The organism is Marinobacter sp. S6332, assembly GCF_023016045.1.
Classification (GTDB): Bacteria; Pseudomonadota; Gammaproteobacteria; order Pseudomonadales; family Oleiphilaceae; genus Marinobacter.
Map to the genome: position 1 here is coordinate 25,514 of NZ_JALKAP010000015.1, position 13,073 is coordinate 38,586.

The following is a 13,073-nucleotide window of genomic DNA, read 5'->3' on the forward strand; positions in this document are numbered from 1 at the left end:
CTAGCCCCAAGGAGTTTCTATATGGCCAATCAGATTACCTCAGACACACTGGTTATTGGCGGCGGTATCGCTGGCATAGTTACGACGCTGGAACTTCTTCGGGCGGGCAAAACCGTTACGTTGGTAGACCGGGATACACCTGAGCGTCTGGGAGGGCTAGCATTGTGGGCGTTTGGCGGTATGGCTTTGGTTGATACTCCGCTGCAACGCAAAATGGGTATTCCGGATAACCCCGAGCGCGCCTTGAAAGACTGGGTCAGCTTCGGTGAGCTAGATACTGAAGACGAGCACTCCCTCGCTTGGGCCCGTTACTATGTGCAGAATTCTTGCAGTGAGGTGTATGACTGGCTGAAAGCCGAAGGTATAAAGTTTTTGCCTGCGGTGAACTGGGTTGAGCGGGGGCGGTTAGGTGAAGGGAACAGTGTGCCGCGCTATCACATAGTGTTTGGAACCTCCCGGGAGCTTACCCGCACTCTGATTGCGGCCATGCGGGATGCCGGAATAGGCAATCGCCTCACAGTATTGCATCAGCACAGCATTAGTTCATTGGAGAGCCGTGATGGTCGCGTTACCGGTGCCATTGGCACCAATGATAGAACGGGTGAACCGATCCACTTAACGGCCCAGACGGTGGTGGTAGCGACTGGTGGAATCAACGGGAACCATCAACAAACCCGTGCCAACTGGCCAAAAGATCGACCCATGCCAAAAGCCATGTTGAATGGTGCCCATCCTTACGCCGATGGGAAACTCCATCACGAAGTGGTCGACAAATTCGGTGGCAATATCGTTAACGCTGGGGAAATGTGGAACTACGCCGCTGGCTTCCCCCATCCTTATCCGCACTTTAAAGGCCACGGCCTATCAACCATCCCTTGCAAATCTGCCCTGTGGCTCGACCATAAAGGCAGGCGGATTGGCCCGGAGCCACTGGTAACCGGCTTTGATACCCACTGGCTATGCCAGCGTGTTGCCGAGCAGGAGCAGCCATGGACCTGGCACCTGCTGAACTGGCGCATTGCAGCCAAAGAATTTGCCATCTCCGGCGCGGAGCACAACCAGCGTATACGCGACAAACAGTTGGTTCGTTTTGTGTTCGAAACCTTGACCGGCAACCACAATCTGGTCAAACAGATGGCTCGTGAAAGCGATGATTTCCTCGTTGCAGACACGCTCGTTGAGTTAGCAGAGAAAATGAATGCGCTGACCCGCTCCCACGATGTTGACCCAGCCACGTTGCAGGCTACGGCTGATGCGTTCGATGCAAACTTTTCGGCTGGCAGCAAGCTGGAAAACGATGATCAAATCCGCCGCATAATGCATGCCCGCCAATGGGGGCCGGATAAGCTGCGCACCAGCAAGCCTGCGCCGCTGCAAAAGAAAGGCACCGGGCCATTTATCGCTGTGCGCATGCAACTGATTACACGCAAAAGCCTCGGAGGCTTGCGTACCGATCTTATGTCCCGTGCGCTTGGAGCCGACAATAAGCCCATACCCGGGCTTTACTGTGTGGGTGAAGCTGCTGGTTTTGGTGGGGGCGGCTGTAATGGCAAACGATCTCTCGAAGGCACGTTTTTACCGGGTTGCATTATGACCGCCCGGGCAGCAGCAAGGTCCATTTTAGCCAGAGCCTAGTTGAGAGCAGTACAACAATGATCAAGCTTGCATACGCGGTACTAACCGTGACAAGACAAAAATAAGGAGATTTCCCATGAACGGCGCACAAGCCTTGATGAAAACCCTGGTGGATGCTGGTATCGAAGTTTGTTTCAGCAATCCCGGAACCAGCGAAATGCACTTTGTAGCGGCGCTTGATGATGAACCGAAAATGCGCGCCGTGCTGGCGTTGTTTGAAGGGGTGGCAACCGGTGCGGCAGATGGTTACGCCAGAATGGCCGACAAACCTGCCGCCACTCTGCTGCACCTAGGTTGCGGGCTCGGTAATGGTTTGGCAAACCTGCACAATGCTCGCAAAGGCAAGGTGCCGGTGGTAAACATTGTAGGGGACCACGCTGTTGCCCACGTGAAATACGATGCGCAGTTGCAGTCTGATATTGAAACTGTAGCTCGCAATGTGTCACCGGGTTTTGTCCGTACGTCACAAACTACCGCTGAATTGTGTAAAGACGCGGTAGAAGCCATCACAACCGCCCGCGGCCTGCCCGGCCAAGTGGCCACGTTGATCCTGCCCGCCGATGTCTCTTGGGGAGAGGGGGGTAGCCCATGCGCGCTTCCGGCGCAGGTAGCGCCCCCGGCTGCCGATGATGGTGCCGTTCGCGCTGTGGTGGACGCCATTCGCTCCGGCAAAAAGACAGCACTGCTACTTGGGGGCCGGGCTTTGCGAGAGCGGGCATTGATGGCGGCCGCTAAGGTTGCCGCTGCAAACGGTGTGACGCTGCTTGCAGAAACCTTTCCGACTCGTATGGAACGTGGTGAAGGCCTGCCGCCGGTTGAGCGTGTAGCCTATTTGGCGGAACTGGCAGGCGTTCAACTGGCCGACATTGATCACCTTATTTTGGTAGACAGCAAGGCGCCCGTTTCCTTCTTTGCCTACCCTGGCAAAAAGAGCTATCTGGTGCCGGATACTTGCACGGTTCACACCTTGTCCCGTCCAGAACAGGACGCTCTGGCCAGCCTTGAAAAACTGGTCGCGGCATTGGGAGCCGACAAAGCTCAGCCCAAGACTCAAAAACTGCAGCGCCCATCGGCACCTCGTGGTCGCCTCTCAGCACCCAAAGTCTGCAAGGCCGTAGGCCACTACCTGCCAGAGAATGCCATTATTATCGACGAGGCCATTACTTCAGGGCTGATGCTGAATGCCATGACCGCAGGCTCGCCCCGTCATGACATGATTGCCTTGACCGGAGGTGCCATTGGCCAGGGCCTGCCCAACGCAGTCGGCGCGGCTATTGCTTGCCCGGAACGGCCAGTGATTGCACTGATCGGCGATGGCACCGCCATGTACACCATTCAAGCCCTTTGGACCATGGCCCGTGAGCAGTTGAATGTCACCACCATTATATTCAACAACGCTTCTTACTCGGTGCTGAACATAGAGCTGGAGCGAGTGGGTGCAGAAGATGTCGGAGACAAGGCCAAATCTCAGTTGGACCTGAACGGGCCGGTGCTGAACTTTGCCCAGTTGGCGCAGGGCATGGGGGTTCATGGCGTTCGGGTAGACACCGCTGAAGCCTTCAATCACGCACTTGAATATGCGTTGTCACAGCCGGGCCCACACTTGATCGAAGCCATGGTGCCGGAATCCCTCAACGGATTGAAACGCAAAATCCTGCCTTGGGTGCTGCGTTCGTTACCGAGCTTGCCTTTGTCGGTCACCCGTACCCTGAAAAACAAGATCGCGCCCTGACCGGTCAACGGGCAACCTCTGGCCGGTTGCCCTGATGCCAAAAAGATCAGCAAAACAGGAGCCGCCATGTACGACTACATCATCATCGGGGCTGGATCTGCCGGCTGTGTGTTGGCCAACCGACTGTCGGAAGATCCGGGTAACCGGGTTTGCCTGCTAGAGGCTGGTCCCAGTGATCGCACACACTGGATACGCAACTGCAACCCGTTGAATATGTTGATGTTGATGAACAGCCGTACATACAACTGGCGCTATCATACCGAGCCGGATGAATACACCGGCAATCGCCCGTTTTTCTGGCCTCGGGGCCGAGCGTTGGGAGGGTCTAGCTCCATCAATGCCATGATTTACACCCGTGGCCACCCGCAGGATTTCGACCACTGGGCCTCACTGGGCAACCCCGGCTGGGATTACCAGAGTGTGCTGCCCTGGTTCCGTCACTCGGAACGGCAGGAACGCGGTGCTGATGGTTGTCATGGCAATCAAGGCACCATGGATGTTGTGGATACCAACTACCATTTTCCTGTCAGTGAGGCTTTTGTGGATGCCTGCGGTGAAGCTGGCGAAACCATTAGAAAAGACTTCAATGATGGAGAACAGGAAGGTTGTGGTTTTTTTCAGGTAACCCAGACACCTTTAGGTCAACGGGCAAACAGCGCTTACTCATTTTTGGACGAAGCCTTGGTTCGGCCCAATCTTACCGTTCTAACGGGCGTGCATGTCACCCGAATTTGTTTTGATGGTAGGGTTGCCACCGGGGTGGAATTTGCTCGGAACGGGCAGCGGGGTAAGCGTGACATTCTGGCGGCCACTAGAGAAGTTATCCTCAGTGCCGGTGTTATCAATTCACCGCAACTACTGAAGCTCTCTGGTGTGGGCCCGGCCGCTGAGCTGACGGCCCATGGCATTCCATTGGTCCATGATTTGCCGGGCGTTGGTGAAAACTTGCAGGATCATCCCGATGTCATCATTCGCTGCCGGGACAAGACCGGTACCTCGCTGGCGGTCGCTCCGACCCGTAACAGCATGGCTTTTTGCGTGCGGATGCTGAGGCAGAAAAACTTCGTGTTTACGCCCACGGATTGTGGTGGTTTTGTACGCTCGCACCCAGATGAGTCTATCCCAGATCTGCAACTGCAGTTTGCCGCCATCCGGATGCAGCCCCATGGCCGTGGCTTGTTCACATCACTGCGAGCGGGATTCGTGCTTCATATCTGCCATCTCCGCCCAGAGAGTCGCGGCAGTATAAGGCTACGCAGTGCTGATCCGTTTGTGCATCCGGTTATTCATGCCAACTACTTTGGCCGGAAAAAAGAGCTTGATGCTCTGGTGCGGGGTATTCGTCTGGGCCGTGAGATTCTCGCCCAGCCAGCCATGGAACGCTTCCACGGCGGTGAGGAGAGCCCGGGGCCAATGGTTCAGAACGATGACCAATTGCGCCAGTGGATACGAAAAAATGTTGAGACGGTCTATCACACGGCCGGCACTTGCGTCATGGGAGTAGATGCCATGGCTGTGGTGGATGCAGAGTTGCGGGTTCATGGAGTGAAGAGGTTGCGAGTTGTCGATTCGTCTGTGATGCCGACTATTACCGGCAGCAATATTCATGCACCGACTGTGATGATTGCCGAGAAGGGTGCTTACAGTATTTTGAACGCACCGAAACAGGCTCTGAATACCTCTGGGTAAACGAGTAGAGGGTCATTCTGGCAGGCTGCAGGGGCTATCTCCGAACCCAACTTTCGAGCGATGCTTATCGGTACACTTGTGTGTGCAAGAGGTTGGAATGGCGTGTTATATCAAAAAAATGTCTTATTCTATCGATATTGTCTCGGCAGCCTTTGCGAAAATCAACGTTAACATTGGTTAGAAAACAACAACAAGGAAACTCAGGTGGCCATAAAACACTACGACATCATCATTATTGGTGCCGGGCTCTCCGGCATTGGAACGGCATGTCACATTGCACGGGAACACCCTGAAAAATCTCTTGCGATACTGGAGCGCCGTGAAAACGTGGGAGGCACTTGGGATCTGTTTCGTTATCCCGGCATACGCTCGGATTCCGACATGGCCAGCTTCGGGTTTAACTTCAAGCCTTGGTATTCCGAAAACGTATTAGCCCAAGGCGACGATATACGTGAGTATGTGCGCGAAACGGCAGAAGAATTCGGATTGTACGAGAAGATCAAATTTGGCCTGAAGCTCAAGAACTCTAATTGGTCGACCAAAGAACAAAAGTGGATAGTTTCTTCTGTACAGGAAGCAACGGGTGAGGAGGCAGTGCTTAGCTGCAACTTCCTGGTTAACTGTGCCGGATATTACAACTTCGATCAGGGCTATCGCCCAAGCTTCCCCAAGGAAGACGTTTTTAAAGGGGATATTGTTCACCCCCAGAGCTTGCCTAAAGATTTCGATTATAGCGGAAAGAAAGTGGTGGTCATCGGTAGTGGTGCTACTGCAGTAACGCTGGTGCCAGCCATGGCGAAAAAAGCTGCAAAAGTTACCATGCTGCAACGCTCACCTACTTACATTATGTCCCTACCGAACACCGACAAGATGTCGATGGTGTTGAACAAAGTATTACCAAGGGCTTGGGTGTTCAAACTGGCCCGCAGGCGCAACATTCTTTTCCAGCGTGCTCTTTACTTAGCTTGCCAACGTTGGCCTAACACGATGCGAAAGATGTTTTTGTCGCATATGTACAAACATGCGCCAAACATTGATAAACGTCATCTTACACCTGAGTACATGCCGTGGGATCAGCGCCTGTGTGCTGCGCCTGATGGAGACTTTTTTGAAAGCTTGCGCTCGGGGAAGGCGACTATCGTAACCGACCATATCGACCGCTTTGATGAAACCGGCATTGTGTTGAAAACAGGCCAGCATATTGCCGCAGATATTGTTGTGGCTGCGACAGGGTTGGAGGTTCAGTTGATGGGTGGGTCGACACTCAGCATCGACAATGAAGAAGTGAACCTGCCCGGAAAAATGGCGTACAAGGGCATTATGATTCAAGACGTACCCAATTACGGGTGGATTTTTGGCTATACCAACGCGCCCTGGACCCTCAAATGCGATATTGGTGGGCGCTATTTATGTCGACTGCTTGCCCACATGGACAAAGCCGGAATGCGAGTCGCCACAGCAGTAGACACAGGGAATAACGCGACCGATGCCAGTGTGCTGGAAGGGTTTGCACCTGGCTACATCATGCGGGCAATCGACAAAATGCCCCGGCAGGGAAAGGCCGACCCATGGAGGATAACCATGCATTACGGTAAGGATAAAAAAATGCTAGTTAAAGACCCTGTGGATGATGGGAACCTGCTGTTTAAAGCTGCAGCTTCCACACCCTCCCGGGAGTCAGATCTTCAGCAAGCCGCTACGGCCTAATACCAACCTACAATAAAAACGGGAAGGGTATGGATAAGGTGCACAACGGCAAGCCTACGGTCATACTGATTGACGGGATGCGGAGCGATCAGAATACTTTACGGGCTAGGCCTTACTAAGGCGCCAATGCCGCCTTTACAAAACTTGCCAGTGCACCGCCAAGCTTCTCAGCTACCGCACATTCTGGAATCTTATGGCGCTTGGCCAAATATGTCGGGTCGTTGTAACCAAGCCATGCCTGTCCTGATTCGTCCTCCCAAACCAAGGCCTTAAGTGGCAGGTCTATCCCGACAGTTTGTGCGCACTTCATGAATGGGGTTCCGCCCTGTGGATTTCCAAAAATCAGCAACTCGGTAGGTCTAAGAACCGTACCTGCTTTTTCAGCACCTGCTGCATGGTCTATGCGCGCAAACACGTTCAAGCCTTTGCTTTTCACAACGTCTTCGAACTTGTTCATGGTTTCCTGAGCGCTGTAAGGGCTCTTAACCGAAATCAGGCCATCAGCGGCGTGGGCTTGGGTGAATACCATAACCAGAAAGAGTGCGACAGCGTACTTTATTGTCTTCATGACCTACTTCGATGACGATGTTTGTGCCTGTAGTACGACATTCTGTCGTACGTGATTTGAAAATCAGCCTATCACCTGATTTGCCCTCGATATAGGTATAAGGGCAAGTTAAGCGCGACAATAAGGAAGAAGTAAACAATCAGCAGACAACCGAACATCATAATGATGAATGGCTACATGCCTCGTGGAAGAAGTCGCTGACCACCGGCTTGGACTGCGCCAGACGACACTAGCCTTTCTTTTCGCCACTCAGGCTCCGTGTTTTGATGGTTTCTTTATTCTGGATCAGTGTGGCGATTCATTGCCGGGTACTATTCCTCAGAACCTTGGGCGCAACGCTTCGGAAGCGCCTTTGGCATTGGTTTAAAAATTACACCATTGAGTTGTCACTTTGAATGACTGGACCATTGCTGCTTTTGCGCCGCAAACCAAAACGCCCCCCCATGCCGAGTAGCAGCATCAGCGCCCCAATACCGGCTTTAGCGAGATCGCTGGTGCCTGTTTTGGGATTGTAGTTCGTGTCAAGTACAAAGGTCTTCGAGATTTCCGGATAGGACTCTTGCAGTGCTTCCACGAGCTTTGAATCAACTTCACTTGCGGGCTCCAGAAGCCCTTTCTGATCGATTGCACCTTGTACGACAGCGCTTGGATCAAGTCCATCATTGGATTTATGAATGTATGAGAGCTTTCCCGTGCTGGGGTTGAGTATGGGCGTAAAAATGTAGGACGAAAGCTCTCGCTTTCCCTTTCTTGTGAGGCTAATCTTATACGAATTGTTGAAATCCGGAACGCCACCGGTAACTTCTGCGTAGATGAATTCTTGCTCAAGAGTGTCGAGTTGTTTTGTGGTGAGTGCAGTAATCTCTGAACCAACGTTGCGTTTTAGATAGGTCTGATACAAACCCCAACCAGAAATAAGAATACCACCAATGATGGCATAAAAGGATATTTTCATTAGCCAATTTCTAATCATTTTTACTACCCATATAAAATTTTCAGGCTTCCCGTTAAGCTAAAACGGTTGCCCGATGAGAGAGATTTAGGTTGTGAAATCTGAGGTAGCGATGGCGAGCAGTTAGCGCAATACGTAGGCAAATTTCCCTGTAAGATAGCTTCAGCAATCCATGCTTACTTCAAACTAAACAAATTTTAATCATTTTTCCGGTAGCCCGTCAACTCTGAGTTCATATGCTCCGACGCGCGATTGGCAAGCTCGCAAGGAAGGTCTTCGGTATGAGAGGCCTTTATTTACTTTTTATTTTTTAATCTTCAGGTAAAAAAAGTGCGCAAAATAGCATGTTGGTTTTTAATGGCAATATTCTCATTTAATGCGATAAGTGGTTGTGTTGCCACTAGCGCAGTTCGTTCAGCAGGTAAAAAAGTTGAGAATATACGTGACAGAAACGCGGTAGTGAAAAATCGTGGTGACGAGTATATTATAAAATACGTCTCATCTTTAGGAAAAGAAAGTTACCGTAAAGAGATATCGCGATCTGAAAAATATGTTTTGATAGATATAAAGTCAAGCAGGCATGAGATTATTGATGACTTACCTAATTGGTATGATTCAGAAGAAGAGGTGCTCTTGATTAACTCAGCCAGTGGAGATGCAAGATTTATTGAAAGAAAATACTCTCCAGAGAATATTGCTGTGTTTGTCCATCCATCTCGAAATTCGTCGTCATTTGCTTTCTCGATTTATAATCCATCTAATAAAAAGGTTATCATTTATGATGGTTACAGAGTTTACAGTGAACCTTGGGCGCCATGGGTTAGGGCGATAGGTGCTATCCCGGCATTAGCGGTCGATATTTTATTTTTACCTGTGCATCTCGGCATATTAATTTATGCATTGCAAGATTATGGAAAAGATTGATTTGGATGTTGATAAGTCATATGAAATCTATAGGGAATATAATTCATTATTGTACATACTGAACCCAAAAGTATGTCTTGTAGCGCTTGCTATATGCCCCGTACGACGCCCATCACCTTACCCCTTGCGATAACCTGTATCACGAGTAAGTTTTGCTCTACGTGTGGGGCTATTTAGGCGCACTCGACAGAACTCATACGAACAACCGCGTTGATGCGGGGTTCCAAATGTACACAAATGCGCCAGTAAGGTTCGCCGTTGATTCTATGGGTTTGGGCAAAAAAGGGGGGAGCACAGTGGCGCTTGCGCCTCGTGGAATTAACGAGGGGATCTCGATGCGGCACCATAAGCGCCCACCAAGCATCCACTCCATTGAAAGAGCCGCGCGAGGTTTCCATGTTTTCTGCACTGACCAACTTATTTCGACCGATCATGCGTTTGGGGCTTGTTTCTCAGATTGCTCTTGGCATTGTCGCCGGTGTTTTACTGGTGGTTGTATCACCTGATGCTGCTAGCTCGGTGGCGCTGCTTGGTCAGCTGTTTGTGAAGGCATTGAAAGCGGTCGCCCCGGTGTTGGTTTTTGTGTTGGTGGCGGCGGCCATTGCCGGCCACACTCAGGGGCAGCCCACCCACATACGTGGAGTGTTGCTGCTTTACATATTAGGAACACTTGCGGCAGCCGTGGTTGCTGTGGTCGCCAGCTTTCTGGTTCCAACTCAGCTATCGCTCGATTTGACCGGCGTCAGTGGTAATCCGCCGTCGAACATCGGCGAAATCCTTCATAATCTAGTGCTCAGCGCGGTAAGCAATCCGGTTCGAGCACTTATGGAGTCCAATTTTATTGCCATACTTGTCTGGGCGGTTGGTTTCGGGTTTATGCTCCGTACAGCCAGCGATACCACTCAGCAAGGCCTTCAAGACTTGTCTGACGCCATCTCCGGGATTGTTCGTGGCTCTGGTTACGAATCCACTCATTGTTTTCTGGCAGATTCGCAGCAATCCCTATCCGTTGGTGTTTGAGTGCTTGCGGGGCAGTGCGATTACGGCCTTTTTTACGCGCAGTTCTGCAGCTAATATCCCCGTTAATCTGGAGCTGTCGGAGCGCCTGAAACTGGATCCCGACACCTACTCGATTTCTATCCCTCTCGGTGCCACGGTAAACATGGCTGGCGCGGCGATTACCATTTCTGTGATTACCCTCGCTACGGCGCATACGCTTGGAATCCCGGTGGATTTTGGAACGGCGCTCCTACTTTGCGTCGTCTCGGCATTGGCAGCCTGTGGTGTGTCTGGCGTTGCTGGTGGGTCGCTTCTGCTGATCCCCCTGGCAACCAGTTTGTTCGGAATTCCAACGGAAGTAGCCATGCAAGCGGTTGCGATTGGTTTTGTGATTAGCGTGGTCCAAGATTCTATGGAGACAGCGCTGAACTCATCTACTGATGTATTATTTACCGCAGCTGCTTGTCGACGGGCTGACGCCAAGCAGCGTTAAGCTATCTATGGAAAACCAGCGGTCGTTGGACAGAGCTAACTATGTTAGAAGCTCAACTCCAACCCTGCATACCAAGTACGGCCGGCAGCCGGCTCATAATAGCGGTCATTGCTGGCGTTGATTCGAACGTTGGCAAAATGATTTCTGTCCGTCAGGTTGCGAACGCCTGCAAAACCTTTGAGGAGAAGCTTTCTTCCTACGTAAAACGTGTTCCCGCCACGCAGGTTGGCCAACCAGTAGTCCTCAACTTTCACGCTGTTCGCATCATCCGCAAACGTGCTTCCGACATAGCGGGTTTCTAACGTTACAAAGGTGCCACCCAAGCCCTGCCACTGTAGTCGGTTGGACCAGAGTTGTTCTGGCAGTCCCGGCAGCCGGTTTCCACGATAATCGTTGCCGCCTGATGTGTACTCATCAAATGTGTAGTCCGCCAAGGTGAGGGCAGTTTCAAGCCGCCAACTTTGGTTAAGCAGCCAGCCCGCCGTGGCTTCTATGCCTTTTCTCGTTGTGTCTCCGGCATTGCGGTAGAAGGTTCTGTCATCAGGCCCGGGTAGCTGGTAGGGAATTAGCTCATCGCGAACATCTACCCAAAACAATGTGAGGTCGTAATCCATTCCGTAATCAAAGGCACCACGCAGTCCCAGTTCATGATTGAGGGATTTTTGCGGTTGAGTATCAGGGTTTAGCCCGCCTACGCCGGATGGGTTGGCGAATTCCGAGAAGGTTGGGGTCTCAAAGGCGGTACTGATATTGGTAAAAATTTGGTGGTTAGGCAGGTAGCGATAGCTTAACCCTGCAGAACCGCTCCATTCCCTGAAGGTGCGATCCCCACTTTGGTCTCCATCGAAAAGATACTCGTCGGAAACGTCCATCTGAATTCGATCGAATCGACCGCCAATGGATAGAATCAGCTGGTCCGTTAAGTTCAAGTCGCCCTGAGCGAAGGTGCTCAAGGAGGTGGCAGTTTGAAGCTCATCTGCGGTTAATCCCTGCAAATCACCACCGAAACTCATTTGTGTTCGAATGCGGTCGTCCCGTTGTTCCCGGGCTTCCACTCCAGCTACATATCGAAACGGCAAACCTGCAACCTTGAATGACTGGCGATAGTCTGTGCTCGCCCCGAAGTAGTCTCTGTTGTAGTCAATACGGCTGGGACCAGGAAAAGGAAGCTGCTGTTCGAAGTTGCGCCGCAGGTAGTAAACCTTCCCACGCAGTTCCCCAGCGCCAGCTGAAAGATCCTGGTATTGCAGGCCAATTACCTGCTGGTCTACGGTTTGCCCTGTGTCATATTCCTCGGTGAAACGCCCAGCTTGGGTTCTGTCTTCAGCGACCTGTTCTGCGGTAAGGGCGCCCGGATCTTGTGAGCGTGGGTTATCAAGCAAGTTGATGATGGTCGTGATGGAACGATCGCTGTCCATTTGCCAACGTAGCTTTGAATTGAACAGGTATTTTTCGACTTCTGCCTGATCGCGGTAGCCTTCGTAGTTCAAGGCCGAGAGGTTCACATTGTGTGACCAGTTCCCAGCGCTGCCACTGTTGCTGAGGGAAAGTTTGCCGAAGCGGTTGCTTCCACCCGTAGCGCGAACTGAGGTCTGGTCCGGGTTCCTTTGCCCGTCTGTCGTGGCCACGCTGATTACACCGCCTGCAGCATTTCCGTACAAAACCGAAGCAGGGCCTCGAATAACCTCTATGCGCTCAGCGCTGTCCAGATCGATAGCGTCTAACTGTGCCTGCCCGTCAGGCAAGGTGTAGGGAATCCCATCTACTACAATCATTACACCCCGAACGCCAAAAGGTGCGCGGGAACCAAAGCCCCGTATTGCTACTCGCTCTCCCTGAGCATAGTTTTCCTGATTCTGCAGATAAATACCTGGCACCTGACTCAAGGTTTCATCGAGTTTCAACATGGGTTGGCCATTTTTAATGGCTTCAGACCTTATAACCGACATGGATACGGGCGTTTCGTATAGCTCTCGCTCTATTACCGGTGCTGTAACGGTGATGACTGCACCAGATTCGGCATGAGCCGCAAAGGGGATGGCTGTAAGCCCAATCAAGCAGACAATGGCAGAGTTAGTGTTTTTCATTACGCTGGCCTCAAGGAGTCGTTAACCCGTATCGACTGTTGTAGTAGTACCGGGATACATACTTTCAGTGATCACCCTTCGGCCTCAATGGGCCTTTCTGGTCGTAATTCTTCGAAATGAAGCGACCAAAGGAGTACAGCCAAAGTAGGTCTTAGTCCCAAAGTTCTGTTTGTCCTGCCTTCTAAATGATCATTAAACCAGCCCCCTTGGCCGATTTCTCCCATTGCTTTGATAGCACAGCATGAGGTTACACCTGCTAACCAACCGTGCAGGAATTTAAAATGGAC

9 protein-coding genes and 1 pseudogene are annotated in these 13,073 nt (G+C 51.6%); 7 read left to right on the forward strand and 3 right to left on the reverse strand.

What is annotated here, in order from left to right:
• Positions 1 to 21 precede the first annotated feature (21 nt).
• The 4 genes from MWU62_RS17430 to MWU62_RS17445 all read left to right on the forward strand — a co-directional run bounded on the left by MWU62_RS17430 (position 22) and on the right by MWU62_RS17445 (position 6,763).
• On the forward strand, positions 22 to 1,635 hold the full coding sequence (locus MWU62_RS17430) for an FAD-dependent oxidoreductase (RefSeq protein ID WP_247116067.1): 1,614 nt from the start codon (positions 22 to 24) through the stop codon (positions 1,633 to 1,635).
• Positions 1,636 to 1,711: 76 nt separating this feature from the next.
• On the forward strand, positions 1,712 to 3,367 hold the full coding sequence (locus MWU62_RS17435; RefSeq protein WP_247116068.1) for an acetolactate synthase large subunit: 1,656 nt from the start codon (positions 1,712 to 1,714) through the stop codon (positions 3,365 to 3,367).
• A 66-nt stretch (positions 3,368 to 3,433) separates the two neighbouring features.
• Positions 3,434 to 5,056: a GMC family oxidoreductase N-terminal domain-containing protein gene (locus tag MWU62_RS17440; RefSeq protein WP_247116069.1), complete on the forward strand. Its 1,623-nt coding sequence runs from the start codon at positions 3,434 to 3,436 to the stop codon at positions 5,054 to 5,056.
• A 204-nt stretch (positions 5,057 to 5,260) separates the two neighbouring features.
• On the forward strand, positions 5,261 to 6,763 hold the full coding sequence (locus MWU62_RS17445) for an NAD(P)/FAD-dependent oxidoreductase (RefSeq protein WP_247116070.1): 1,503 nt from the start codon (positions 5,261 to 5,263) through the stop codon (positions 6,761 to 6,763).
• A 115-nt stretch (positions 6,764 to 6,878) separates the two neighbouring features.
• Here the strand turns inward: MWU62_RS17445 and MWU62_RS17450 are convergent, their stop codons facing one another.
• Positions 6,879 to 7,331 (reverse strand): DUF302 domain-containing protein, encoded by a 453-nt coding sequence (locus MWU62_RS17450; RefSeq protein WP_247116071.1) that lies wholly within the window; start codon positions 7,329 to 7,331, stop codon positions 6,879 to 6,881.
• 169 nt (positions 7,332 to 7,500) lie between these two features.
• Between MWU62_RS17450 and MWU62_RS17455 the strand changes: the two genes are divergently transcribed.
• On the forward strand, positions 7,501 to 7,698 hold the full coding sequence (locus MWU62_RS17455) for a hypothetical protein (protein ID WP_247116072.1): 198 nt from the start codon (positions 7,501 to 7,503) through the stop codon (positions 7,696 to 7,698).
• Positions 7,699 to 7,701: 3 nt separating this feature from the next.
• On the opposite strand, the gene MWU62_RS17460 is transcribed toward MWU62_RS17455, so the two are convergent.
• Positions 7,702 to 8,286 carry a hypothetical protein gene (locus tag MWU62_RS17460; RefSeq protein WP_247116073.1) on the reverse strand — a complete coding sequence of 195 codons (585 nt, stop codon included), beginning with the start codon at positions 8,284 to 8,286 and terminating at the stop codon, positions 7,702 to 7,704.
• Positions 8,287 to 8,613: 327 nt separating this feature from the next.
• Here MWU62_RS17460 and MWU62_RS17465 point away from each other — a divergent pair, with 327 nt between their 5' ends.
• The gene (locus MWU62_RS17465) at positions 8,614 to 9,207 is read left to right on the forward strand and encodes a hypothetical protein (RefSeq protein WP_247116074.1); all 594 of its coding nucleotides are present in this window, start codon (positions 8,614 to 8,616) and stop codon (positions 9,205 to 9,207) included.
• Between the two features lie 432 nt (positions 9,208 to 9,639).
• Positions 9,640 to 10,699: pseudogene (sstT, locus tag MWU62_RS17470) on the forward strand (serine/threonine transporter SstT).
• Between the two features lie 44 nt (positions 10,700 to 10,743).
• Here the strand turns inward: sstT and MWU62_RS17475 are convergent.
• Positions 10,744 to 12,786, reverse strand: coding sequence for a TonB-dependent receptor (locus MWU62_RS17475; protein WP_247116075.1), 2,043 nt, complete (start codon positions 12,784 to 12,786; stop codon positions 10,744 to 10,746).
• Positions 12,787 to 13,073 lie beyond the last annotated feature (287 nt).